Origin of the sequence: Streptosporangium sp. CA-135522 (assembly GCF_050949235.1) — a bacterium.
In the GTDB taxonomy this organism is placed as follows: domain Bacteria; phylum Actinomycetota; class Actinomycetes; order Streptosporangiales; family Streptosporangiaceae; genus Streptosporangium.
This window is the reverse complement of record NZ_CP192026.1, coordinates 7,009,518-7,034,090: the sequence shown is the minus strand read 5'-3', so window position 1 is coordinate 7,034,090 and position 24,573 is coordinate 7,009,518. Positions and strand designations below refer to the sequence as shown.

The following is a 24,573-nucleotide window of genomic DNA, read 5'->3' as shown; positions in this document are numbered from 1 at the left end:
ATGACGTGATATCTCTATAGGTATGGACCGCCCCGAGCTCGGGCTCCAGCAGCTTCATGCCTTCGCGGTGCTCGCCGAGGAACTCCACTTCGGACGCGCAGCGGAGCGGCTGGGTATCGCGCAACCGCCGCTCAGCCAGCAGATCCGCCGCCTGGAGGCGAAAGTCGGGCACCCACTGTTCACCCGAGGACCTGGCCTGGTCACCCTCACCCCTGTAGGACACGAACTCCTGCCCGCCGCTCGGCGCGCGCTCGATGAGATCGCCATCGGCCTGGACGCAGCGCGGCGCACCGGCAACGGTGAGGCCGGTCGCCTCCGAATCGGCTTCTCCGCATCGCTCGCACTGACCCTCCTGCCGGGCCTGTTGCGCGGCTACCGCAACCGGTATCCAGGAGTGGACATGGAGATCCGCGAGATGACCACGGCACCGCAGGTAACTGCCCTGCGCGAACACATGATCGACATCGGCTTCCTGCGGGAACCGCCGGACGAGCCGGGGTTGGCGACCGAGACGATCCTGTCCGAGGAGTTCGTCGCGGTCCTGCCGACCGCTCATCCCCTCGCAGGCCAACGCGTCGTCTCCATCAAGGCGCTGGCGGACGAGCCGTTCGTGCTGCTGCCCCGCAGCGCCGGGCCGACAGTCCACGACCAGATCCTCGACTTGTGCCGCAGCGCGGGATTCGAGCCCCACCTCGGACAACATGCGGTGGAATGGCAGACGGTCTCCGCGCTCGTCGAGGCGGGGCTTGGAGTGTCACTCGCCCCGGCGAGCATCCGCCGGATCCGCCTCAAGGGCATCGCATACCGCCGGATCGAGCCGAACATCGCGCGCACCACTGTTGCGATGACCTGGCGCCGCGACGACCAGAACCCCCTGGTCTCACGATTCCTCGCGGCCGCCCGCAACGAACGCTGAAGCCTTCATCCGCCCCCGTACCTCGACCGACACGTCGGACTCATTCGTCTAGCCGCTGTTTCGTGGATCGTTCGAGCCGGAGCAGCAGGCAGGCGATGGTCACGGCTGAGCGGTGGCGGGCGGCGAGTTCGTCGTAGTTCACGGCGTGGGCCGCCAGATTCGTTCGGGCTGAGCGGAGCGGGCGCTCGGCGAACCCCGGAGCACGCCGGGGCCGAACTCGGCCTCACTCATCGCGAGGATTTCGACCGGTCCACGAAACAGAACGCAGAACCACGCCGGCCGAGACAGGTCCGCCTGTTTTTCGGCGATCCCTATCGCTATGAAAGATGGATCCATTTCGTATCACCTTTGCAGACGCCCAGGCTCGGGAGCACCGCAAGTCGCTGGGGTGTTTCCTGTCTCATTTGATATCGGATCGTCCATCCATTCCCAGAGTCCCCAGAAATGCCGCCGGCAACTTTTCGGCGGGGACTTCGGTGGGATCTTGCGTGTTTACTCCGCAACTCCTATTCTCGGTGGTGCACCTCGTTAGAGGGAGAGGCCAGTGCGGGAAATCCTGACCGAACTCGATGATTTCTTTCGCTATTACAAGGCCACGGTGATCGGAGTTCGGGGAATTCATCGCGACAACTTCGAAAGGTTTCCCGCTCCCGGAAACGGTGAGCTGCGCGCGCTTTCATTTCACGTCGTCTTCCACGATGTCCTGGTCTTCGGCGACGGCGGAGACTTCCTGACGGATATTCACCCCCGGATCGCCGCACTCGGTGAGCGGCTTGCCGAGCGCCTGCGCGGAGCCGGCATCGAGATCACCGGCCCCGGTGCGGAGGACGCGGTCGCGATCGTTCCGTATCCGGATCCACGCGGTACGGGCGGGCTGGAACCCGTGCCGCCGTCCCAGCGCCGGAGCCGAGGTTTCAGCGTCATCCCGCCACGGGAACTCCGAGCGCACAGTCCGTACTACGCTCGCCTGCTCGACACGTACGGGCCGGTGTTCGGCGTCCTGACCACCAACGGCACGGTGGTCGGCCCCGACGGCGGGTTGCTGGGTGCCGCGGCGGCGGCCGCGGAGGCCTTTCCCGACCCCCTGCGCGTCGTCGAGTTGGGGATGGGCGCCGGCTCGACCCCGCTCGCACTCGCCCAGCGCGGGAAGCTCGCCGCTTACACGGGCAACGACTTCAGCGCGGAGATGATCGAGCATTTTCGCCGGTCGGTGGCCCCGGAGCTCGACGCGCTGGGTGTGCGCGCGGAGGCGGTCCTCGGCTCCTGTCTCGACGCCCCGCTGCCACCGGCGGATCTGCTCTGTGTAGGTGTCTACTACCAGGCGCAGCCGTCACTGGTCGCGGCCCGCGGTGCAGAACTCGCCGCTGCTCTGGGGGAATCGGGGGTCGCGGTCTTCCAGTCCGGCATGCTGGAGGATCCGTTGGTCACTCGGCTGCTCTACGGCGACGCGGCCGAGCACTCGGCCTGGCCCTGGTACGACCCGGCGTTCCGACTGCAGAACTACTTCCGATGGATCGGACGGCACGTCGTGGAGCAGGAGACGATCCTGATCGCCACCAACAGCCTCAACTCTTTCCGCGCCGTCAGCCGAACGCTTGACCGCGCGTCCGGCTTCCGGGACCTCAGCCTGTCGTAATCATGAAATTCGGACGGAGAGTCGGATGTCCCCGGTTCGAGACCTCATCACCGTCAACGTCAACATGTTCTCCGGCGATATCCTGCTCACTTGTACTTATGCGCCGGACGTCAATCCCGAGGCCTATTCTCGACTCTCGGCCGGCCGTTCAATTTATTCCTACTGCCCGGAACTGCACCATCTCGACAAGCTCGGATTCAAGATGTGCACGATCTTCCGGCTGGACAGGGTCAGCTCGGTCACCGTTCTCACCAAAGACGGATCGCCGCACTCGATGCAGATCCCGCTGATGGTTCAGGAGGCGGCCGAGGACGTGGGTTTCGAGAAGTCCTGCATAAGCTACTTCTGCCTGGAGGGCGGTGAGTTACATGAGATCTCCGATCTCACGGTCCGCAAGGCGCGTCACTACTCGGAGATCGAAGCGCTTCTCCCGTTCGCCCAGATCGATCGGGTCGCTGAGGTCCTGCGCGGAGAGGACGGGTGCCCCAACGACCGCGCGGAGACGTTCGAGACGGTCGTCGACCACCTGCGGGAAGAAGTGGAGGAGATCGCGGCCGCCATCGAGAGCGGGGACGGTGCCAACCTCATCGAGGAAATCGGCGATGTGATGTTCAACCTCGTTCTGCTCGGGCGGATTCTCAAGGAACAGGGGCAGGGCAGCCTGTCGGACGTCGCCAGGCTCGCAGCCCGGAAGATGGTGGATCGGCACCCGAAAGTGTTCGAGTCCCGCACCCTGAAGTACTGAGCCGCTGAGTAGCGCACGAGATGACAGATCGCCATGAGCTCGCTGTGATCATCGGATCGGACAGTGACAGGGACCGCCTTCGGGAGGCCGGGATGGCCGACCTGCTGGCGGCGCTCGGCCTGCCGCATGAGTTCGCGGTCATCTCCTCCGACCGGCGGCCCGACGATCTGCGGCGCTTCTGCCTGGATCGACGGCACATCCTTCGGGTGGTGATCGCAGCCGCCGGCGGCGTCCCCAACCTGCCGGTCACGGTGAAGAGCTGGCTGCCGCACGTGGTCGTCGTCGGCGTGCCGCTCGACCCCGACCCGGCACTGGCCCTCGCCTCGCTCACCACACCGAGCGACCGGCCGGTGCTCGTGGTCGGCTGGGGAGCGGCAGGACTCAGGAAGGCCGCCCACACCGCTCGCGACATCCTGCGGCCTGCTCCGGCACAGAATCCTGCTCCGGCACAGAACGTTGACGCGGTCCCGTACCCTCCGAGCGGCCACTGACGGAGCCTTGCCATGAAACGACTGATCCGCCTGGTCGCCTTCGACCTGGACGGCACTCTCACCCGGGAACGCAGCTGTCTTCAGGCCGTCTGCGGGGCGTTCGGGCTCACCGTCGAGCAGGCCGTGCTGGAGAACGCGCACAGCGACGACGAACTGGCCCGCGGCCGCCGCCTGCTGTGGCGCCGGCTCAAGGACCGCCGCCCTGCGGAGATCGCTGACGCGCTGGCCCGCATTCCGCTCGCTCCGGGAGCGGCCACGGGGATCGCCGCATTGAGCGCGGCCGGAATACGAACGGTGATCGTGTCCCTGGCGTTGGCCCCCAACGTCGCCTATTTCGCCCGCAGGCTCGGCATCGACGCCTACATCGCGACCGAGCCCGACGACTCGGACGGCTTCCGGCACGTCTTCCCCGCCACCAAACCGCTGCTGCTCGCCGAGCACGCCCGCGGCCTCGGCCTTGACATGGCGGACCTGGCCGCCGTCGGAGACTCCTCCGCCGACCTCCCCATGCTGTGCGCTGCCGGCACCTCTCTCTACGTGGGGAGACGGCTACCTGACGGATTCACCCCGACCTGGCACTTGCCCGACGCCCGTATCGACGACGTAGCCCAGGCCATCATCAACCCGCCTGAAGATTCGCGACGGGAGAGCGTCGAGGGCTGAGCGGCAACCGTAGGAGCGCTCGACGCGGGTGATCTCGACGTCGTAGGCGGTGGCTCGAATCCGTTCCGAGATGATGTTCGCGGCGCGATAGCCTTTTCGGAGGCCAGCTCCGCTGGGTTCGCGGGTACGGCCTCCGACCAGCGAGGAGCCGTGGTGACGACCACTCAGCGCCCTATGCGCGCCGACGCACGCCGTAACTACGAACGGTTGCTCGCCGCCGCCCGGGACGCCTTCGCCGGACACGGCACCGAAGCGTCCCTGGAAGACATCGCCCGCTCGGCGGAAGTGGGCATCGGCACCCTCTACCGGCATTTCCCCACCCGCCGGGCGCTGCTCGAGGCGGTCCTGCACGACAGCATGGTCACCCTGAACGCCCGGGCTCACGACCTGCTGGACTCCCCGTCTCCGGAAGAGGCGCTCCTGACATGGCTGCGCCTGCTGGTCACCCACGCGACCACCTACCGCGGCCTGGCCGCGACGCTGATGGGCAGCATCTGTGACCCCGACTCCGAGCTGTACGGTTCCTGCGCGACGGTGCAGGGCAATGGTGCCAAGCTGCTGGCCGGCGCCCAGCGCGCGGGCGCGATCCGACCGGACGTCACCGGCGCCGACCTCGTCAAGCTGGTCAACGCGATCGCCTGGGCGAGCGAGCACGGCGAGGACGACGCCGGCCGCCTCTTCGACCTGGTGGTGAACGGTCTGCGGACACGCGCCCGGTAGCCGCGGGTGGCAGGCGGCACGGGAGACGCGGACCCCCGCCGTCGCCTGACGGGTGACCGATCCGACGGCGGGCGTGACGTGGGGTCGGCGGCCTTGGGCGCCGCGGGTGGCCGCGGGTGCCACAGGCGGTCCGCGGGGTCAGTAGCCGCGGGTGCGACGGGCGGCCGGGCGGGTGATGAACGGCCTGCGGGGGCGACGGGCGGCCGGGCGGCGCACCCGCCTGGCCAGGTCGGAACCGGTCACCGCGCGCAGGATCTCCGCGCCGAGGATGACCCCGGCGCCCAGGGCGAGAGCGGTCGACAGGGCCTGCAGAAGGCTGGCCAGGCCCTCGTTCGCGTGGCCGAGGGTGGCTTCGAGCATGCCCCGGTAGAGCGCGGTGCCGGGCAGCAGCGAGCCGATCGCCGGGATCGTGACCACCATCGAGGGCACCTGGGCGCGCCTGGCGTAGGCGTTGCCGAACAGGCCGACGAACGCCGCCGAGACGGCCGTGGCGAGGATGACCGGGACCTGCCAGCTGTAGAGCTGCACGAAGACCACCCAGACCATCCCGCCGCCGAGCGCCGCGGGAAGCAGGTGGCGGGGCGGCACGAGCAGGGCGACGGCGAACGACAGCGTCAGCCCGATGGCGCCCAGAAGCTGCTCGGGCCTGATCACCAGGGGCGCGGCCGGCACGTTCTCCACGCTCAGCGGAACGCCGAGGCGGAACGCCGCATAGAGCGTGACGCCGATCCCGGAGATGACGGCGGTCAGGATGAAGAAGACCTCGAAGAGCCGGGCGGTCGCCGTGACGTACTCGCCGGCGATGCCGTCCTGCACGCAGGCCACCATCGGACGGCCCGGCAGCAGCGCGACGACCGCGCCGACCACCACCGCCGAGGCCTGCACCGGCGCGTCGATCCAGATCATCAGCACCGCGACCAGTGAGCCCAGCATCGCCGCCACCGCGAGCTGGAAGAACTCCGCCACCCCCCGCCGGGCCAGCCAGGCGCTGGCCCGGTCGCCCAGCACGGTGGCGACGAACGCGGCCACGGCGACGACCACGCCACCGCCGACCAGGATGCTCGCCGACGAGGCGATCAGCGCCAGCGCCGTGATCAGGACCCAATTGGGGTAGACCGGCACCCGCCGGGTGATCTCCCGCAGCCGGACCTCGGCGGCGTCGAGCGGGATCGATCCGCCCGAGGACTCCTTGACCATGCCGTGGACGGCGATCAGCCGATCGTAGTCGGGCAGGCGCCGGCGAACCCGCCGCTCGGCGGTGACCGGAACGCCGCCGTCCACCGGGACGTGCGACAGCGTGATGACCGACAGGTTGACGTCGGCCTCACAGTGCGGCACGCCGTAGGCGTTGGTGATCCTGCGCATGGCTCCGGTGACCGTCTCGGTACCCTCTCCGCTGCCGAGCAACAGCTCTCCCACACGCAGGGCCAGCGCCATGGCCCGATAGAAGTCGCGTTGAGGAGGGGCCTGCTCCAGCGGCGATGCCGACACCGATCCCCCTCAACCCTTCTTCGAAGCCGATCCCTGCCGAGGTTATCTGCTCACCGCGGAGGCCAGAGCACGCACGCGTTCAGCGTGCCGATCATGACCGATGATCACCGGCGGCTCGTTGTACGGCATGGCGTCGGAGGAACGGCGCAGCTTGATGTACTGCCCGCAGGCGTCGACCGCGTAGGGCTCCATGTCGTCCTGGAGCGCGCCGATCACCGTGATGCCGTAGGTCTCGCCGATCCGGCGGAACAGCGCCACCGCCTCCCTGCGGTGCTCCTTGCCGAGGTTGCGGCCCAGCTCGTCCAGGACCAGGCACAGGTTGCCGCCGCCGGAGGACGCGATCGCCGCCGCGCAGACCAGCTTCACCGCCTTCTCATCCATCAGCGCCGTGTTGGCCCGCCGGTTGTACGGTACGAAACCCTGCCCTTCGCCCCGGCGCCACTTGGGCGTGACCCGCCACGCCCAGCGCTGCTCCGGGTCGGCGGGTGCGGCGGGCACCGGGAACTCCAGCGTCGCGCCGTAGCCGCCGTAGGAGGTGTCGAGCTTCTCGAACTCCTCGGCCACCCGGGTCAACCGCGCCTTGATCGCCGCGGTCAGCGCGGCCCGGTGCACGGCGGTGGACTGGGCGGCCTCCTCGGCGCCCTTGGCCGCGGCGGTCAGGTCCCACTGCCGGGTGGCGATCTGGGTCTCGATCTGGCGGCGCTGGTGCCGTTCGTACTCCTCCTGGCCACGCAGGTAGGACGAGAGCGCCGCGCACACGCCGGGGAACGTCGCCTGCTCACGCGCGGTGCGTCCGGCACCGGGCTCGGATCGCTCCCGCACCAGGAAGCGCAGCTCCTCGGGCATCTCCTCGTCCTCGCCCGGGAAGGTGTCGCGCAGCGCCTCGTCCAGACGGCGCTCGGCGGCCCGCCACCACTCCTCGGCCGTCAGCGGGCGCTCCTGCTCGCTCAGCGCCTCCAACCACTCGCGGGCCCCGTCGACGGTGCCGCCCCACTCCCCGGCCAGCGCGTCCAGGCCGAGCGCGTCGCGATCCGTCGCGACCTTCGCCGCCTGGTCCCTGGCCTGGTCCCGGTCGGCCTCGTGCCGGGCCCGGCGTCCCTCCAGCCGCTCGATCTCCATGTTCCTCGTCCGGGCGCGGAAGTCCAGGGTGCCCGCCCGGCGTTCGGCCTCGCCCACCTTCGGCCCGATCTCGGCCAGGGCCTCCGACAACTCGGTGAGCGTTCCCCGGCGCTCGACCAGCCGACGTTCGACGTCTGCCAGCTGCACGGCGGCCTTGGCGCCCTCCAGCCGCCGACCGGCCTCGGCCACCCCGTCCTCGGCGACCCGAACGGCTCCGGCGGCCGTCTCCTGCACGTCGCGTGCCCGGTGCAGCCGCTGCTCGGCGGCCTTGATGCGGGCCTCCCTGCCGGTGGCCACCGCCTCGAAGGAGCCCACGACGGTGACGCCGGCGGCGCTGACCAGCACCGATCCGGGCAACGCGGCCAGCGCCCGCGCCGCGGCCGCCAGATCGGTCGCATCCACGATCACCGCGTGCTCCTGCGGCCACCCGCGGGCCCCCAGGGCCGCCGCCCGCCCCGTGCGGCCGGACGCCGTCTCGTCCTCACGCGCGTGCTCGGCCACGTCGATCGCGTCGAGCAGGCCGGTCGCCCCGACCCCGGCCTCGGCGAGCGCGTTGAGCTGGGCCGCGGCCGGACCGCCCTCGGCGTCGTCCAGCGCGGCCCCGGCCCCCTCGACCTCCCTGTCGGCCACGCCCAGCGCCTTCAGCGCCTCGTTGAGCCGGCCCCTGGCCTGGGCCAGCTCTGTCTCGGCGGTCCGCACGTCGCGGCCGTCGGCCAGCCGCCGCTGCTCTTCCAGCCCGGGAATCCGGCCGCGCAGCTCGTCGACCGAGTTCTCCGCCACGGCCCGGTCGGCCTCCAGCTTGGCCGCGCGGGACTGCAGGGCCGTCAACTCCCTGCGGGCCTCGGCCAGGGCGCGTTCCAGGGTGTCGTCCTTGAGCGTGGCGATCTCCGCCTTGACCATGTCGATCGCCTCCGCCGCGCGCCCGTCCGCCGTGCGGAAGCGCTCCAGATCGGCGGCGAGCGACTCGTCACGCTGGGCCGCGTCGGAAAGCCTGCGCGCCAGCCGCCCCCGCCAGCAGCGCAGGGCGTCGGCCAGGCGCACCCGGGCCCGGTCACGCCGGTCGAAGGTCTCCAGCAGCGTCCGCGACTCCTCCTCGAACTCCCCGAGCAGCTCCACGGCCCGCGCCGCCCGCACCCGCTTGTCGTGCTCGTCGCGCCGAGCCTCCCGCTCCTGGTCAAGCTCGGCGTCCAGGCCGGTCAGCGCGGCGATCGCCTCGAAGACCCGCTCCGGGGAGATCTCGTTGAGCGGCTGGGAGAGCAGGTTCGTGGCGACCTTGCTCCGTACCGAGGTCGACAGGAACGACACGCACCTGACCCGGTCGCCGTACAGGAATCTGGTCAGGTCCCGCGCCACCACGTCGCGGCGCCCCGCCGAACGCGGCAGCGTCGCCCAGACCTCGTCGGCCCGCGCCACCCGCTCCGCCTCGGAGGCGGCCGCCGCCACGCGCACCCCCTGGATCCACCTGATCTCCAGGTGCGGCGCCTCCTGGTTGACCCGCAGCCACACGGTCACCGCGTCGTCCACGGAGTCGGCTCCGGCGAAGACGCCGACGATGTAGCCGTGATCGGCGCTGGCCCACGACCTGCCGCCACCGCCCGCGGCGAGCTCGGCGTTGAACAGCAGCTCGGAGACCGATTTGGCGCCGGAGGCGAAGCGCCACTGCTCGTCACCGAGCAACGCCGTGATCATCGCGATGAACGAGGACTTGCCCGCGCCGTTGGAGTCCTTGGGACCCGCGCCCGCGACCACGATCAGCGTGCCCGGCACGGTGGGCACCGGGTGGGTCGACAGGCGGGAGATGTTGACCGCCTGCACGGCGATCAGCACGCGGTCCCCGACCACGTTCTCGGTGGGGGCGGTCCGCGTCTCCACCGGCACCAGGCTGGCCTGGCTCCCGTGGGCCCGCGTCGCGCTCTCGGTGTCCCGGGCCGCTCCGGAAGCGTTCTTCCGCGAGCTCTTCGCGGCCCGTTCCGGCTGGGCGGCCTGGCTCGGCTGTTCGGTCAACCCCGTCTTTCCCTTCATCGGCGATTCGCCCTCACGGCCGCCGCCAGCGGGGTGTGCGGCCCCGCGGCGAGGATCAGCTCTTCCTGCAGGCGGCGTCTGGCCTGCGGGGTCAGTCGGTGAAACTGCGGGCCCGGAACGTATCCCCCGGCCTCCTCGCCCGCCTTGACCTGGGCCACCAGGCCCGCGTGGCGCAGGGTGCGCAGCGCGGCCTCCAGCTCGCCGATCGGCAGCCGGGTGTGCCGCCGCAGCTCCTCCGGCTGGGCGGGGAACGGCGACAGCCAGCTGTCGGCGGCCAGCAGGCCGTCGGCCCGGGGGATCGCCACCGAGTGGATCAACACCAGCGTCAGCACCGCCCGCTCGGACTCGCCCACCGTCGTGCCCGCCTGGGCTGCCACCTCGGGAGCGTAACCCGAGGTCCACGCCTCACGATCCTGGAGCAGCACCCGGCCGCGGCGCTGCAGCATCTCCGCCAGGGCACGGCGGAGCACCGGGTCGCGCAGCGCGGTGAACCGGGCCTCGTGAACCGGCTCCGCGGCGTGCTCGACCGCCATGAACGCCGCGACGATCTCGGCGCGGCGTCGCTCGTCGAACGAGCCCAGCAGGTCCTCGTCGACGCCCTCCGGGACCGCGACGCTCGCGGTGGCCTCGTCGGCCTCGTCGGCCACCGGGAGGACGTCCAGCCCGGTGAGCTCCTCCTCGCCGCCGGGCAGGCGGCGGACCAGCTCCCTGAGCTGGGCGTGCGAGGCGGGGGGCCAGCAGGCGCAGCGGGGGCCGAGCCGTACGACGCCCCCGTCCACCTCCAGCCAGGCCGAGTCGTGCAGGCGGCGCAGCGCGCCGATCGCCCAGTTGCGCATGAGGTCGTCGCCGCGTCCGATCAGCGCCCGGTAGGCCGACAGCACGTCGTCCACCGGCGCGGAGACCCCCGGCCAGGGGTCGGCGGTCAGGTCGCTCCAGCAGCACTTCAGCGCCGCGGCCAGCACCCGCCGGGTCTCCCCGGATCGTTCCACGTTGACCGGGGCGACCTGGTATTCCTCCAGGAGCGACGGGGTCGCCGCGTCGGGCCACACCGGCAGCGCCAGCCCCGTCCCGTCGCCGTACGCCAGTCGTGTCATGCCCGGGGGAGTCGGCTCCCCCGGGCCGAGCGGGAGCGGGCCGGTCGCCCTGGCCCGCACATGTGCCAGCTCAGGCGTCATGGCCGGTCCTCTCCAGGTGGCCGTGGGACAGCCAGGCCGGCTCGGCGCCGGGGGTGGCGGTGAGGGAGTCGGACCAGCGCAGGCGGTAGGGGGACTCGGGGCGCAGGTCGGCCGAGACGAGGTCGGCCAGCAGGCGGCGGGCGGAGACCCACTCGCCGTCGGCGGTGAGCAGCTCCTCCAGCCGGGCCGAGGAACGTCCGCCGAGCGCGGCCTCGGCGACCGAGGCCAGGTGGTCGAGGCCCGCGGTGCCGGAGTCGTGGGAGTCGGCGGGGCCGGGGTCGGGCAGCGCCGAGCGCGGGGGAGTGGGCTGGGCGGGCGCCGGCCGGGGGCTCTCGTCCACCGCCCGGACGATCGCGGCCGGGTCGTGCCAGGGCGCGGGGGCGTCGAAGACGAACCCGTCGAGCACGGCGGCGAGGCGCTCCTTGGTGGCGGTCTGCGCGAAGGTGCGCCAGGTCTCCGCCGGCAGCAGCGTCAGATTCCTGGTCGTGCCGGCGGAGTCGGCCAGGCGTCCGGCGGCGCGGCGGGAGGCGTCGCTGTAGGAGTAGATGGCGGCGCGCAGCTCGGTGCAGGTGCGGTCGAGGTCCGGCCAGCGGGTGAGGATCGTGCCGTGCAGGCTCTGCGCCCTGCGGGCGATCTCCTCGGTGCCCCAGAGCTTGGGGGCCTGCTCGCGCAGTTCCTCGATGGTGCCGCTGGTCAGCGTGATCAGCTCCAGCGCCCAGAGCCGGAAGGCCCGCGACAGGTTCTGCGCGCTGAGGCGCGCCTCCTCCATGGTCGTGCGGGGATCGGCGACGTTGAGGTCTTCGAGCGCGAGCAGCCGGTGCATCTCCGACTGGCCGCCGTCGTCCATCATCCGCCGGATGAACATCAACCCCACCACGCTGGTGAACGACGCGCGATAGCGGAGCTGGTTGGGCTTGGGGAACACCTCACGGATCGCGCCGAGTCCCTTGAGCACCCGCAGCCGGTTCTCGAACTGGTCAAGCGGATAGGCCCGGCAGATGTGACGCATCTGCTCGTGGGTCAGCCACTCCTCACCGGCCTCGGCGAACGCCGCGAAGAGCGTTTCGGCGATGTCGACCAGGGCGGGCTCGTCGACCACCGCGCCGCTGTCGCGCGCGAGCGCGGCGAACATCCGGCGGTAGGTCGCGAGCACGGCCTCCTCGGTGAGGGCCGAGTCCAGCGTGATCTCGTGGTTCGTCTCTGGCACGCGCCCTACCGTAAGGCTTGTGGCCGACAATCCAGGCCCGCACGGCCGTCGGCACCGCGTGGGCACCGCATCGGCGCCGAGTGGGCGCTGCGTGGACGCTGCGTTGATACCGAGTCGGCGCCGTGTGGATACCGCATGGGCACTGCGTCGGCCCTCGCCGGCACGCTAGGGTAACCCCGGAAACAGGGCAGGACCACGTTGATTTCGGCATACGAGGTGAGCCGCGGGTGAGGATCCCCGCGCCGCGCGGAGCCTTCCCGGTCGCTCCGCTGTTCCAGTGCGACGACTGAGAAGGGCCCTCCAGTGAGCCAGTACGGATACGAGCAGACCCCCGAAGGGTACGGCGAGCCGCCGGTGCGCTCGTCCCAGCACGCCTACCCGGCCCAGGATCCCGCCGGCGCCCCACCGGCTTACCCGGTCTACGAGGAGTCCCCCACGCAGGTGACCTCGCCGCCCGCCTATGGCGGCAGGCACTCTCCGGGAGCCGAGCAGGCCCTGGCCGGCCAGCACCACCAGGCCGGCCCCGGCCACGCCGACCAGCGGTCCCACGCCTCCTCAATCGCCACGGCCGGCCAGCCCTCCTACGGTGCCGGTCCGGCTTACGAGACGCAGCCGTCCTACGGCGCCTCCTTGACCGTCCCCGCCGGCCAGCCCTCCTACGGTGCCGGTCCGGCTTACGAGGCGCAGCCGTCCCACGGTGCCGGTCCGGCTTACGAGGCGCAGCCGTCCCACGGCGCCGAGCAGGCCGCCGTGCGGCAGCCGTACCCGGTGGAGGCACAGTCCCCGGGTGGCGAGGTCGTGGCGCTGGCGGGGCAGTTCGCCCAACGGTTCGGGCTGCTCGCCGGGAACATAGAGAAGATCATCCGAGGCAAGAGGGAGGTGGTCGAGCTCGCGCTGGTCTGTCTGCTGTCCGAAGGCCACCTGCTGATCGAGGATGTCCCCGGAACCGGCAAGTCGACCCTGGCCAGGGCGATCGCGGGCAGCGTGGACGCGCAGTGGCGCCGCATCCGGTTCACCCCCGACCTGCTGCCGTCCGACATCACCGGTGCGCCGGTCTTCGACCAGACGCTCCAGCGCCCGGAGTTCCGCCGGGGGCCGGTCTTCGCCAACATCGTGCTGGCCGACGAGATCGATCAGGCCTCGCCCAAGACCCGCTCCGCGCTGCTGGAGGTCATGGAGGAGCGCAGGGTCACCGTGGACGCCGAAGAGCATCCCCTCCTCCGGCCGTTCCTGGTCGTCGCCACCCATAACCCGGTCGACACCGACGGCCCCCGCCCCCTGCCCACAGCCCAGCTCGACCGGTTCCTGATGCGGATCTCCGTCGGCTACCCCGACCACGCCTGCGAGGTCGAGGTGCTCAAAGGCATGCCGGCCGGACCGCAGGTCGAGCGGCTGCCGGTGGTCGCCCGCGCCTCCGACGTGGCGGGGATGATCGACTTCGCCACCCGGATCCACGTGGCCGACCCCATCTACGAATACGTGGTCGCGATCGTCGCCGCCACCCGCGTCTCTCCGGAGGTACGGCTCGGCGCGAGCCCCCGGGCGAGCCTGGCGCTGATCCGGGCGGCAAAGGTCAGGGCCGCCGCCACCGGGCGGCACTACGTGGTGCCCGAGGACGTCGACGCGCTGGCCGTCCCGGTGCTCGCGCACCGTCTGATCATGACTGCGGAGGCCGGGCTGCGCGGGCGCACCGGCGCCGCCCTGGTCGGTGACATCGTGGTCGGGACACGCGTCCCGCAGGCGCTCGCGGGGATGTGACGAGAGCGTCCGCCCTCTTTCGGAGGCGGCACCCCACCTTTCCGGAGGCGGCATCCCGTCGCCTGTTTTTCCCGGCGGTGTCCCATCACCTGTTTTTCCCGGTGGTGTCCCGCCGAGCCCGTGTCCTCCCGGACCGAACCCCGATACCGATGTTCTCGGCGGGCTGCTGACCGGATTGGGGCTGTTAACTATCGGTTAACGCGCGTATTCTGAGCTTCTCGCGTCGTCTACACGGCCATTCCCGGACAGGAGGTATGTGTGGCGAGTCTCGCCGACCGGCTGGGGGAGGCGCTGCGTCATCGCGGCTACTCCACTCGGCGGGCAGCGAGAGCCGTCACCGACGCGGGACTGCAGACCACTCACGTCTACATCCACCAGCTGAGCAAGGGCCAGCGGACCAATCCGACCCTGGAGCAGCTCACGGCGCTCGCCGCGCTGCTCAAGGTGCCTGTGGGATGGCTTGTGGGGGATGACATCCCTAGCCCTTTCTCTTCCGGCGAGAGCGGTTCGGTCCTCCTCGACATCGAGGAGAACCCGCCGCGCCTCGTCGGAAAGCTCGACGCCGGCCAGCGCGCTGTTCTGGGCGAGCGGCTGCGGCTCCTACGGGAGGCGCGCGGGCTGTCTCCGGCGCAAGCCGGGGACATGGTCGACGTCGATGAGCGGGTGGTCACGTCCGTGGAGAACGGCGTCGTCGGGACTGAGACCCCACTCGACGATGTCGAAGCGCTGCTCACCCTCTACGGCGTGACCGCCCGCTTCCAGCGCGAGGCGGTCCTGTCCATCGCCCGCGGCGAGCGTGAGCCGGGATGGTGGGACATGCCCGCCATCCCGCTGTGGGTGTCGGCGACGTTCGGGCTGGAGCAGCGCGCGGAGTTGGTCCGCACCTACCAGATCCAGTTCGTCCCCCCGCTGCTGCAGACCGTCGAGTACGCCGCGGCGGCGGTCCGCGCGTCCCAGAATCCCTTCCCGACGCCGGAACTCGTCGAAGGAGCGGTGGAGACGACGATGCGCAGACAGGACGCGCTGGCGGGGGAGGCGGGCCCGACGCTGTGGGCGGTCGTCGACGAGACGGTGCTGATGCGGTGCATCGCCGGTCCCCAGGCGCAGGCCGACCAGCTGAGCCATCTGATCGACATGTCGAAGCAGCCCCACGTCACGCTGCAGGTGACGAGGCTGACGTCGCCATATGTGCCGCGATCGGCGCCCTTCAGCATGTTCCGCTTCCCCGACATGGATCCGGTGGTCTCGGTCCACCAGTTCAACAACGACTTCGTGCTGGACGGCGCGGACGTGGACGGCTACCACGAGGCGTTCGCCAGGTTGACGGTGGCGGCGTGCATGCCGGAGGAGACGGTCGACGTGCTCACGGAGGTCCGCGACAGGCTTCGCGAGCTGATCTGACCGGCGCTCCGGGCCGGGCGGCAGGCACCGGGGAACCACCGAGGACCATCGGGGGACTACTGTGGCGGCGCGCACCGCCCCCCCGACAGTGAAGGTGATCACGCGTGAACTTCGACACCGCCAAACCGCACCCGGCGCGCGTCTACGACTGGATGATCGGCGGCAGGGAGAACTTCCCCGCCGACCGCGCGGCCGCACAGCGGATCCTGGAGCTCAACCCGGACGCGCGCAGGTCGTTCGTGGAGAACCGCCGGTTTCTCGGCAGGGTGGTCGGCCACCTCGTGGACCAGGGGATCCGCCAGTTCCTCGACATCGGGGCGGGCCTGCCGGCCAGCGGCAACGTCCACGAGATCGCCCACGCCGTCGCGCCCGACACCCGCGTCGTCTACGTCGACCACGACGAGATCGTCCTGGCGCACGCCCGCGCGCTCATGACGGGTTCGGACCGGGTGCGCATCGTCGGCGGCGACGCCACGAGGCCGCAGCAGATCCTGGACGACCCGGTGGTGCGGGACTTCATCGACTGGTCCCAGCCGGTCGGCCTGCTGATGGTGGCGCTGTTGCACTTCGTCTCCGACGAGGACGACCCCGCGAGGATCGTGCGCACGTTCCGCGACGCCCTCCCCGCCGGGAGCTTCCTGGCGATCTCCCACGGCGTGGTGGAGGGCTGGGAGGACCGTAAGGAGCAGATCCGCAAGGCGTCGCAGGCCTACGTGCGCACCCGTGACGAGATCGCCGCCCTGTTCGCCGGGTTCGAGCTGCTGGAGCCGGGCATGGTGGACCTGGCGTTCTGGCGTCCCACCGGTCCCGACCTCGCTCCCACGGGTCTGTACGGCGGAGTCGGCCGCCTGCCTACCGGCGCTTGACCGTGGTCGGCAGCGCGCGGAAGCCGCGCAGGTTCGGCGAGTGCACGAACGCGATGCCCGTCTCGTCGATGTCGTAGTCGTCCACCACGGCGACGAGTTCCTCCAGGACGACCCTGAGCTGCAGGCGGGCGAGGGCCGCGCCGAGGCAGAAGTGCGGCCCGGACCCGAACGCGAGGGCCTGGGCGGTGTCGCGGCCCAGATCGTAGCGGTCCGCGTGCGGGAAGACGCGCGGGTCGCGGTTGGCGGAGGCGCCCAGCAACACCATGCGGGCGCCGGCCGGAACCGCAGTGCCGTGCAGAACGGTGTCGCGGGTGAGCCGCCGGGCGACCATCTGCGCGGACCCGTCATAGCGGAGCGTCTCCTCCACCCACGCCGCGATCGCCCCCCGCCAGGCGATCGCACGCTGGTCCGGATGGAGCCAGGCCTGGTACCAGGCGTTCGCCGCCAGCTTGGTCACCGACTCGTTGCCCGCGACGCCGATCAGCGACAGCACCGCGACGATCTCCTCGTCGCTGAGCCGGTCGCCGTCGATGTCGGCCAGGACGAGCGCGCTGACGAGGTCGTCCCGCGGCCGGGCCCGCCGTCCGGCGATCAGCTCCGTGTACGCCGCGGTCAGCGTGACGGCGGCGTCCCAGAACGCCTGGGGTATCCCGGTGTCTCCGTCGTAGCGGGTGATGATGATCTCCGACAGGCGCAGCATCTCCGCCCGGTCCTCCCGCGGGACGCCGAGCAGTTCGGAGACGACGTGGACCGGGATCGCCGACACCACCTCGGCGAAGTCGAACGTCCCCGCCTCCAGGGCCGGGGCGAGGACCTGCCGGGCGACGGCGCGTACGGCGGGCTCCAGGCCGGCCACCCTGGTGGGCGTGAACCCTCGGGAGACCAGCGCCCGCATCCGGGTGTGGCGGGGAGGGTCCATCGCGAGGAACCCCACCAGAGCGGACGCGTTCGGGTCCCACATCTCCAGGGTGACCCCGTGGGCGCTGGAGAAAAGAGCGGGGTCGCGAAACGCCGCGTTGACGTCGGCGTGCCGTGACAGCGCCCAGAAGTCGAGGTCCTCGTTGTGGTGGAGCGGAGCCTCGTCGCGCAACCGCGCGTAGGTGGGGTAGGGGTTCTCCTGCAGCGCGTGGTCGAACGGGTTGTAGAGCAACGGGCCCTCATTCCGGCACGGCGGACACGACCCTCATCATCAGCGAACCGGACGATCAGGGCAATACGCTTCCGGTCGGATGTCCGTCCGGTGCGCCGGCCGTGTCCCGAGGCCGGCAGGGCCCCGCCGCGCCCGAGCCGTCGGTACGGTCACGGGCCGTTTCCGTGAGGGCCGTTCCCGCGAGGGATGATTTCCGTGAGGGTCGTGATTTTCATCCGAATTTGGGGAACTGATGCTTAACTCGACTATCTAGGGTAGTCGTCTGACTTCCCGGGGTAGCAGCCATGGTCCGGGAGCTCGCGAATGGGTCACCGAACAGGGGAGACAACCGGTGATAAGCGTCCTGATCGCCGAGGACATGCATCTCGTCCGTGGAGCCATGGTCGCCCTGCTCTCCGTAGAACACGACATCAAGGTGGTCGAAGAGGTAGGACACGGTGACGACGTGGTGACCGCCTGCCTGTCCCACAGACCCGACATCGCGCTCGTCGACATCGGCCTGCCGGGCACCGACGGTCTGACCGCCACGGCGGAACTGCACCGCAGGCTTCCCGAGTGCAGGGCGGTGATCCTGACCGGCCTGGCGACGCCGGCGGCGCTGCGCCGGGCGCTGGAGGCCGGCGCGCGGGGGTTCGTCGTCAAGGACGCCCCGGCCGGACAGCTCGCCCAGACCGTGCGCCGGGTGGCCGCCGGGGAGCGGGTCATCGATCCCGAGCTCGCGGTCGCGGCGCTGAACGCCAGGCAGAATCCCCTCACCACGCGCGAGCTGGAAGTCCTCAAGGCCGCGGCCGAGGGAGCACCGGTCAGTGAGATCGCCGACCGCCTCTTCCTGTCCGGTGGCACGGTCCGCAACTACCTGTCGCGGATCCTTTCCAAGATCGGCGCCCGGACACGGGTGGAGGCGGTCACCATCGCCCGGGAGGCCGGGTGGCTGTGGCCGGACGACGTGCGGGGGATCGGGCTGATCCGCTACCGGGACGTGAACTGACGCTCGACGCCCGGAGCGGAGTGGAGCGCGCCCCGGCGGCGGCCAGGCGCCGGGCCTTCGAGCCGCCGGTCCTGAGCTCCGCCGAGCCTTCGGCGCATTCAAGGGACCGGCGGGGCGCAGGTCAGCGGCCCTCAGGTCGTCCCCTCAGGCCGGTGTGCGCGGCGAGGAAGGCGAGCATGTCGGCGGCCAGCCCGGCCGCCCGGCCGGCCGCCCGAGCCCCGTGCCCGACGTCGCTTTCATGACGCAGCAGGACCGGCCGGGAGCCCGAGGTCGCCCATTGCAGCGCCGCGCACATCTTCCGGGCATGGCAGGGATCCACGCGGGAGTCGCCGCCGAACGCGGTCAACAGTATCGCCGGGTAGTCCACCCCGTCCCTGACCCGGTGGTAGGGGGAGTAGCCCAGCAGCCAGCCCAGCTGCTCGGGGTCGGCGGCCGAACCGTACTCCGGTCGCCAGGAGGGGCCGAGGCCGGAGCGCTCGTAACGGACCATGTCGAGCAGCGGGGCCGAGCAGACCGCGGCGGCGAACAGGTCCGGCCGCTGCGTCACCGCCGCGCCGACCAGCAGCCCGCCGTTCGACTCGCCGCAGGCGGCCAGTTGCGCGGCGGTGGTCCAGCCGTCGGCGATGAGACGTTCGGCCGCCGCGATGAAGTCGTCGAAGACGTTCTGCTTGCGGTCGAGCATGCCGGCGCGGTGCCACTGCGCGCCCTCCTCGCCGCCGCCGCGCAGCTGGGCGAGCGCGAAGACCCCGCCCGCCTCGACCCAGGGCAGGATGTAGCTGGAGTAGGAGGGGGTGAGCGAGAGCCCGAACCCGCCGTAGCCGTACAGGATCGTCGGCCGAGGGCCGGATCCGGGCCGGGCCAGCACGACCATCCGCACCGCGGTGCCGTCCGCCGAGGTGTAGACGAGCCTGCGGGCCGACAGCTCCGGCACCTCGACGCTGCCGGGGGCGGGGTCCCACAGGGAGCTGCGGCCGGTGCGCGCGTCATAGCGGTGCACGCCCGCGGGGGTGACGCTGTCGGTATAGGTGAACCAGACCTCGTGGCCGCCCTCGGGCCGGGTGGACATCCGTCCGGCCGAGCCGAGACCGGGCAGCGGCACCCGGCCGAGCGGTTCGCCGGTGGCCAGGTCGTGGACGCTGAGCTCGCTGATCGCGTGCCTGGTCCGGGCGACCACGAGCACCGAGTCGTCGAGGACGGCGAAATCGGCGATCACCGCCTCCGGGTCCGGGCCGACCAGCTCGCGCCAGTGCTCGGGCCCGGGGTGGGCCGGATCGGCGACGCACAGGCGGCCCCGGGGCGCGCCCAGGGTGGTCAGGAGGTACATGCGCCCGTCGCGGCCGACGGCGGGCACCGTCACCACGTCCGTGCTCTCCTGGACCACGCGCAGTGAGGGAGAGTCGGGGCAGGACGCCGACAGGTCGGCCAGCCACAGGTCGTTGCCGCCGCCGGCCGCCGCCGACACCGTCAGCCAGCGGCCGTCGTGGCTGATTCCCAGGCCGTAGGACCGCTCGGCCGCACAGATCACCGTGTCTTGCCCCGCCGGGGTGCCGAGCCGGTGCAGGCAGACCTGGCGGGAGCGGACGTAGAAGAACGCCTTGCCGTCCGGGAGCCAGACCACGGGCGCGTAGCGGCATCGGTCGATGGGGCCGTCGACGACCTGCCGGGTGCCGACGTCCATGACGTACAGCTCCGATCGCTCGTCGCCGCTTCTGGACAGCTGGTAGGCCAGCAACCGGCCGTGCGGGTCGGGCTGCCAGTGGTCGAGCGTGGTCAGGCCGCTGGGATCGAGCTCCATCGGATCGACGAGGGCCTGCTCCACGCGCCCCGGCCCGGCGACGTAGAGCACCGCGTGCTCCTGCCGGGCCGTACGACGCAGGAAGAATCGGCGTTCCCCGCGCCAGGCGGGCGGGCCGACCGTCCCGACGCCGGTGAGCTCCGACACCCGGGCGTGCCACCCGTCGCGCCCGGGGAGCGCGGCGGCGTGGTCTCGCCACAGCTTCTCCTGGGCGGCCAGCCAGTCGCGCGTCGCCTGACTCGCCGGATCCTCCAGCCACCGATAGGGGTCGGGTACGGCGCGGCCGTGCAGATGGTCGACGATCGGCTGCCGCTCGGCGGGAGGATAGATCATGGCACCAGCTCCTGGGTGTTCGACTGGGCGTTCGACGGGTTCCAGTGGCCGACCAGGTCCGCGTAGAGCGGCGAGGCGGTGAGCATCTCCCCGTGCCCGCCCAGCCGGACGCTGGTGCCGTCCATGACGAGGATCCGCCGGGCGCGCAGCGCCGAGGTCAGCCGATGGGCGATGACGAGGAGGGTGCCTCCGCGCCGGGCGAACGCCTCTTCCGCGCGCGCCTCGGCCGCCGGGTCCAGATGGCAGGTCGCCTCGTCGAGGATCACCAGGCGGGCCGGGGCCAGGTAGGCCCGGGTCAGGGCGATCAGCTGGCGCTCGGCCGGCGACAGCATGCCGGAACGGACCTCGGCGAAGTAGCCGCCCAGCCGCGTGACCACCGGGGTCAGGCCGACCGCCGCCGCGGCCTCCGCCACGGCCTCCGGCGACGCCTGGGCCAGGTAGGTCAGGTTCTCCATGAGCGAGCCCCGGAAGACGTAGGCCTCCTGGGGGATGAGCACCCGGTGGGCCGGGTCGAGCCGGTCGGCGTGGACACCGCCGACCAGGACCTGGCCGGTGTCCGGCCGGAGCGTCCCCGTGACGAGCGCGGCGAGGGTGGACTTGCCGATGCCGCTGGGCCCCACCACGGCGATGTGGTCCCCCTCGGGGACGGACAGGTCGAGATCGGCGATCACCGGTTCGGCGTGCGGTCCGTAGGCGAACGTCACCTCGCGCAGCCGGACCCCCGCGTCCCGGGGCGTCTGCCGCCCGCTCACCGGGCGAACGGGGGCGCCGTCCGAGCCGCTGTCCGAGCCGCTGTCCGAGCCGTCGTCCGCGCGCAGGATGCGCTCCAGCGACACGCGCAGCCGTACTCCGCTGATGCCCAGGCCCTCCACGAGGTTGCCGAGAGCCGGGGCCAGGGACTGCGTGATGTAGGCCAGGGCGCCGAGGACCACCCCGGCCCCGGCTCCCTGGCGCAGCAGCCAGGGAGTGCCGGCGAGCACGAGCAGAACCGGCAGCCAGCCCCCCACCGCCAGCGACAGCGTGCGCAGCGCGGTCACCCGGGCCAGCGCGCGCCCCGCGTCGGCCTGCTCGGTCACCTGCCGGCCGATCCTGGCGGCCACTTTGTCGTGCGCCACGCAGGCGGCGATGTCACGCAGCCCACCGGCCATGCCGGTGACCGACTCGGCGGTGCGCTCGTCGGCCAGGAGGAACGCCCGCTGCCTGCGGGCCATGGCCGGCAGCGACAGCAGGAAAAGGCCGAGACCGGCGACGAACGGCGGCAGGACCAGTACGAGTACCTGGGGGATCAGCGTCGTCAGGCCGAGCACCACGCTCACCGTGGTGAAGACGAAGGACCTGACGACCGTGATGACCGAGGCGAGGGCGTCGCGGGCCAGTTCGACCTGCAGGCTCGACCGGGCCACCGCCGCCGTGCCCGGCCCCCGGCCGGACGCGGCCGAGCGGTCCAGCGCGCTCTCGACGACGTGGCCGAGCAGGTCCTCCCGGAACGGTTCGACGATCGAGGCGACGGCCAGCACGACCTGCCGCGCGCCGACCGCGGCCACCAGCCAGGCACAGGCGAGCACGGCCAGCCACGCGAAGCCGGCGCCCGGCCGGCCGGCGGCGAAGCCCCCGTCGATCGCCCGCGCGATGGCCACCCCGATGACGAGCGCGGGGGCGGTCTCCGCGACCGACCAGACGCCGAGCATCACCAGCCGGCGTGGATCCCGCCGCAGCGCCCGGCGGATCGGACGGTTCACGAGTTTCGCTGGACCGAAGGCCCGGTGGCGGCTGTTCATGGGGCATCCACCTGGGAGGGGAGCGGGCGGTCGCGGTTGACGGGGATCGGGCGCGAGCGGACCCGACGGACGCGGTTCACGAGGCGTCCGCCCGGAAGACGGCGCGGTAGGCGGGGTCGTCCCACAGCACGTGGTGCCTGTCGTAGGCGCGTATCCGGCCGCCGTCCAGCCAGATCACCCGGTCGGCCGCCGCCGCGGTCGCCACCCGGTGGGCCACGATCAGGCGCGTACGGCCGCGCAGCTCGCCGGCCAGCGCCCTGCCGACCTGGCGTTCGGTGACGGTGTCCAGGCTGGAGGTGGCGTCGTCCAGGACGAGCAGGCGTCGCCCGTGCGCGAAGGCGCGGGCCAGACCGATCCGCTGTCTCTCTCCGCCGGACATCGGCGCCCGCGCGAGCGGGGTGTCGTATCCCAGCGGTAGGCGCCGGACGAAGGCGTCGGCGCACGCCGCGCGGGCGGCCGCGCGCACGGTCTCCGGGTCGGGATCGTCGAGTCCGAGGCCGATGGCGTCGGTGACGGTGTCACCGACCAGGACGGGACGTTCGAAGGCGTAACCGACGGCCTGGCGCAGCGCCTCGGCGGACAGGTCGGGCAGCGGCACGCCGTCCAGGCGGACCGTCCCGCGGGAGGGGTCCAGCAGACGGCCGGCGAGGGCGGCGAGCAGGGACTTGCCCGCACCGGAACGGCCGACCACGGCCACCGCGCACCCGCCGGGAACGACGAGGTCGACGCCGCCGGGACCGCCGAGGCCGTCCGCGCCGACGCCGCGCAGCTCCAGGGTGCCGGGACCGTCGGGCAGCGGTCGCCCGCCGTAGGCCCGCGGTTTCTCGGCGATCAGCTCGACGACCCGGCCGGCGGCCGCGCGCGCCCGGGCCAGGCGGTTGATGTGGCCGAGCGCGGCGCCGAGACCGGCCCCGAGCACGACGTAGCGGGCGGCGGAGTACAGCTCGCCGACCGTGAGGTCGCCACTCGCCAGGCGCAGTCCGCCCACCCCCAGCACGGCCACCTCCAGCAGCGGCACCACGGCGCCCGCCTGGACACCGGCCCGGGCGTTGGCCCGCCACATGTCCATGGCGTGCGTGCGCAACCGCGGAAGCGCGGCCAGCACCCGCGATCTCTCCCGTGCGGCGGTGCCGGCCGCGGCGATCGTGCGGGCTCCGGCGAGGGCGTCGACCAGGCGGGCGGCGATGTCGCCCTGCGCCTCCTGGTAGCCGCCGGCGATCGAGGTGGTCGTGTGGAAGAACGCCCGCAGCGTCAGGGCGATGAGGACGAGGCCGGCCACCAGGGTGAGGGTCAGCCGAAAGTCGATGAGGGTGAGCGCCACGATGCCGCCCGCCGTGGGGATGATCAGCGCCGCTCCGGTGATGATCGCCTCCGGCGCACGTCCCGCCTCTTCGGCGTTCATCCCCGTCCGGGTGACCAGATCCCCTTCGGGGAAGCGGCGGGTCATCGCGGGGCCGACCCCGAGGACGTGCCGCAGGATCCGCCGGCGCAGCCATCCCGAGACCTGGGCGCTGCCGGCTCCGGCGCCCCAGGCACCGAGGGTGTCACAGAGCACCGCCGTGACCACGATCGCGGCGCAGACGCCGAGCCAGGCCCGGCTCGCGGGCTCGGCGGCCACCAGGCTGTCGACGGTCCTGCCCAGCACCAGCGGGAGGGCCAGCTCGGCGAAGGCGCCGACGACGGAGGTGACGGCGAGGACACCCAGCCAGATGCCGCCGCGCCGTACGGTCTCGGCCACCAGGCGATCCGCAGTGCGCACCTGTCCTCCCTCGTCGGCGGCGTGGTGGAGCGGTGGAAAGGGCGGTGGCCCGGGACGGCCGCCGTCGCTGGCCGTCCCGGGCAACCGGTCGTCCGTCAGTGGCAGAGGACGAGGCTGAGGTTGCTGGGGGTGTGGGACTCGCACCCGAGTACGGTCAGGGTGCTGCCGCCACCGCCGCCGCCACCGCCGGTGGGGGCTTCCAGGCTCTGCAGGTCGAGAAGAACCATTTTCCTTACCTCATTTCGGTTGAGAAGGTGACTGTCAGTGGCACAGGACGAGGCTGAGGTTGCTGGGGGTGTGGGACTCGCACCCGAGCACGGTCAGGGTGCTGCCACCGCCGCCGCCGTGGCCGCCGCCCGGGGTCTCCAGGGTCTGCAGGTCGAGAAGAACCATGGTGTTACTCCGCTTCTGGTGAGCTGGAAGGACTAGTGGCACAGCACGAGGCTGAGGTTGCTCGGGGTGTGGGACTCGCACCCGAGCACGGTGAGCGTGCTGCCGCCACCGCCGCCGCCACCGCCGGTGGGGGCTTCCAGGCTCTGCAGGTCGAGAAGTACCATGTA

The 24,573-nt window shown here is 71.8% G+C and carries 21 protein-coding genes; 10 read left to right on the top strand and 11 right to left on the bottom strand.

Annotated elements, in window-relative coordinates; genetic code table 11:
• Positions 1 to 22: 22 nt before the first annotated feature.
• The 6 genes from ACQPYK_RS33530 (at position 23) to ACQPYK_RS33505 (ending at position 5,171) form a co-directional block, all read left to right on the top strand.
• Positions 23 to 916, top strand: coding sequence for a LysR family transcriptional regulator (locus tag ACQPYK_RS33530; RefSeq protein WP_433239913.1), 894 nt, complete (start codon positions 23 to 25; stop codon positions 914 to 916).
• Positions 917 to 1,460: 544 nt separating this feature from the next.
• Positions 1,461 to 2,552 carry a methyltransferase domain-containing protein gene (locus ACQPYK_RS33525; protein WP_433239910.1) on the top strand — a complete coding sequence of 364 codons (1,092 nt, stop codon included), beginning with the start codon at positions 1,461 to 1,463 and terminating at the stop codon, positions 2,550 to 2,552.
• A 25-nt stretch (positions 2,553 to 2,577) separates the two neighbouring features.
• On the top strand, positions 2,578 to 3,297 hold the full coding sequence (locus ACQPYK_RS33520) for a MazG nucleotide pyrophosphohydrolase domain-containing protein (protein ID WP_433239907.1): 720 nt from the start codon (positions 2,578 to 2,580) through the stop codon (positions 3,295 to 3,297).
• Positions 3,298 to 3,341: 44 nt separating this feature from the next.
• Positions 3,342 to 3,788, top strand: a complete 447-nt coding sequence (locus tag ACQPYK_RS33515) for an AIR carboxylase family protein (protein ID WP_433239904.1) — start codon at positions 3,342 to 3,344, stop codon at positions 3,786 to 3,788.
• 12 nt (positions 3,789 to 3,800) lie between these two features.
• Entirely contained in the window at positions 3,801 to 4,451 is a 651-nt protein-coding gene (locus tag ACQPYK_RS33510; RefSeq protein WP_433239901.1) for an HAD family hydrolase, read from the top strand.
• A gap of 153 nt (positions 4,452 to 4,604) precedes the next feature.
• Positions 4,605 to 5,171, top strand: coding sequence for a TetR/AcrR family transcriptional regulator (locus tag ACQPYK_RS33505; protein ID WP_433239898.1), 567 nt, complete (start codon positions 4,605 to 4,607; stop codon positions 5,169 to 5,171).
• A 138-nt stretch (positions 5,172 to 5,309) separates the two neighbouring features.
• Here the strand turns inward: ACQPYK_RS33505 and ACQPYK_RS33500 are convergent, their stop codons facing one another.
• From ACQPYK_RS33500 to ACQPYK_RS33485, 4 genes are read right to left on the bottom strand one after another with little or no spacing between them, the layout of a single operon-like run.
• On the bottom strand, positions 5,310 to 6,662 hold the full coding sequence (locus tag ACQPYK_RS33500) for a threonine/serine ThrE exporter family protein (RefSeq protein WP_433239895.1): 1,353 nt from the start codon (positions 6,660 to 6,662) through the stop codon (positions 5,310 to 5,312).
• A gap of 42 nt (positions 6,663 to 6,704) precedes the next feature.
• The gene (locus ACQPYK_RS33495) at positions 6,705 to 9,803 is read right to left on the bottom strand and encodes a chromosome partitioning protein ParA (RefSeq protein ID WP_433239892.1); all 3,099 of its coding nucleotides are present in this window, start codon (positions 9,801 to 9,803) and stop codon (positions 6,705 to 6,707) included.
• The gene (locus ACQPYK_RS33490; RefSeq protein ID WP_433239889.1) at positions 9,800 to 10,978 is read right to left on the bottom strand and encodes a hypothetical protein; all 1,179 of its coding nucleotides are present in this window, start codon (positions 10,976 to 10,978) and stop codon (positions 9,800 to 9,802) included. The genes ACQPYK_RS33495 and ACQPYK_RS33490 overlap by 4 nt, the downstream gene beginning before the upstream one ends.
• Positions 10,968 to 12,185 carry a hypothetical protein gene (locus tag ACQPYK_RS33485; RefSeq protein ID WP_433239886.1) on the bottom strand — a complete coding sequence of 406 codons (1,218 nt, stop codon included), beginning with the start codon at positions 12,183 to 12,185 and terminating at the stop codon, positions 10,968 to 10,970. Before ACQPYK_RS33485 ends, ACQPYK_RS33490 begins: the two co-directional genes overlap by 11 nt.
• Before the next feature lie 303 nt (positions 12,186 to 12,488).
• Between ACQPYK_RS33485 and ACQPYK_RS33480 the strand changes: the two genes are divergently transcribed.
• The 3 genes from ACQPYK_RS33480 (at position 12,489) to ACQPYK_RS33470 (ending at position 16,210) form a co-directional block, all read left to right on the top strand.
• A complete protein-coding gene (locus tag ACQPYK_RS33480; protein WP_433239883.1) occupies positions 12,489 to 13,943 on the top strand; it encodes an AAA family ATPase in 1,455 nt (484 codons plus the stop codon).
• 258 nt (positions 13,944 to 14,201) lie between these two features.
• Complete coding sequence (locus ACQPYK_RS33475; protein ID WP_433239880.1) at positions 14,202 to 15,344, top strand: Scr1 family TA system antitoxin-like transcriptional regulator; 1,143 nt, start codon at positions 14,202 to 14,204, stop codon at positions 15,342 to 15,344.
• Between the two features lie 104 nt (positions 15,345 to 15,448).
• Positions 15,449 to 16,210, top strand: a complete 762-nt coding sequence (locus ACQPYK_RS33470; RefSeq protein ID WP_433239877.1) for an SAM-dependent methyltransferase — start codon at positions 15,449 to 15,451, stop codon at positions 16,208 to 16,210.
• Here the strand turns inward: ACQPYK_RS33470 and ACQPYK_RS33465 are convergent.
• Entirely contained in the window at positions 16,197 to 17,360 is a 1,164-nt protein-coding gene (locus ACQPYK_RS33465) for a cytochrome P450 (RefSeq protein WP_433239874.1), read from the bottom strand. The two genes, ACQPYK_RS33470 and ACQPYK_RS33465, sit on opposite strands and share 14 nt — an antisense overlap.
• 331 nt (positions 17,361 to 17,691) lie before the next feature.
• Here ACQPYK_RS33465 and ACQPYK_RS33460 point away from each other — a divergent pair, with 331 nt between their 5' ends.
• On the top strand, positions 17,692 to 18,348 hold the full coding sequence (locus ACQPYK_RS33460; protein ID WP_433239871.1) for a response regulator: 657 nt from the start codon (positions 17,692 to 17,694) through the stop codon (positions 18,346 to 18,348).
• Positions 18,349 to 18,469: 121 nt separating this feature from the next.
• On the opposite strand, the gene ACQPYK_RS33455 is transcribed toward ACQPYK_RS33460, so the two are convergent.
• From ACQPYK_RS33455 to ACQPYK_RS33430, 6 genes are all read right to left on the bottom strand, one after another.
• A complete protein-coding gene (locus tag ACQPYK_RS33455) occupies positions 18,470 to 20,476 on the bottom strand; it encodes a prolyl oligopeptidase family serine peptidase (protein WP_433239868.1) in 2,007 nt (668 codons plus the stop codon).
• The gene (locus ACQPYK_RS33450) at positions 20,473 to 22,215 is read right to left on the bottom strand and encodes an ATP-binding cassette domain-containing protein (protein ID WP_433239865.1); all 1,743 of its coding nucleotides are present in this window, start codon (positions 22,213 to 22,215) and stop codon (positions 20,473 to 20,475) included. The genes ACQPYK_RS33455 and ACQPYK_RS33450 overlap by 4 nt, the downstream gene beginning before the upstream one ends.
• Positions 22,216 to 22,330: 115 nt before the next feature.
• On the bottom strand, positions 22,331 to 24,013 hold the full coding sequence (locus tag ACQPYK_RS33445; protein WP_433239861.1) for an ABC transporter ATP-binding protein: 1,683 nt from the start codon (positions 24,011 to 24,013) through the stop codon (positions 22,331 to 22,333).
• A gap of 95 nt (positions 24,014 to 24,108) precedes the next feature.
• Complete coding sequence (locus ACQPYK_RS33440; RefSeq protein ID WP_433239857.1) at positions 24,109 to 24,240, bottom strand: SapB/AmfS family lanthipeptide; 132 nt, start codon at positions 24,238 to 24,240, stop codon at positions 24,109 to 24,111.
• 34 nt (positions 24,241 to 24,274) lie between these two features.
• On the bottom strand, positions 24,275 to 24,406 hold the full coding sequence (locus tag ACQPYK_RS33435; protein WP_352007209.1) for a SapB/AmfS family lanthipeptide: 132 nt from the start codon (positions 24,404 to 24,406) through the stop codon (positions 24,275 to 24,277).
• A 32-nt stretch (positions 24,407 to 24,438) separates the two neighbouring features.
• Positions 24,439 to 24,570, bottom strand: coding sequence for a SapB/AmfS family lanthipeptide (locus ACQPYK_RS33430; RefSeq protein ID WP_433239857.1), 132 nt, complete (start codon positions 24,568 to 24,570; stop codon positions 24,439 to 24,441).
• Between the last annotated feature and the right edge of the window lie 3 nt (positions 24,571 to 24,573).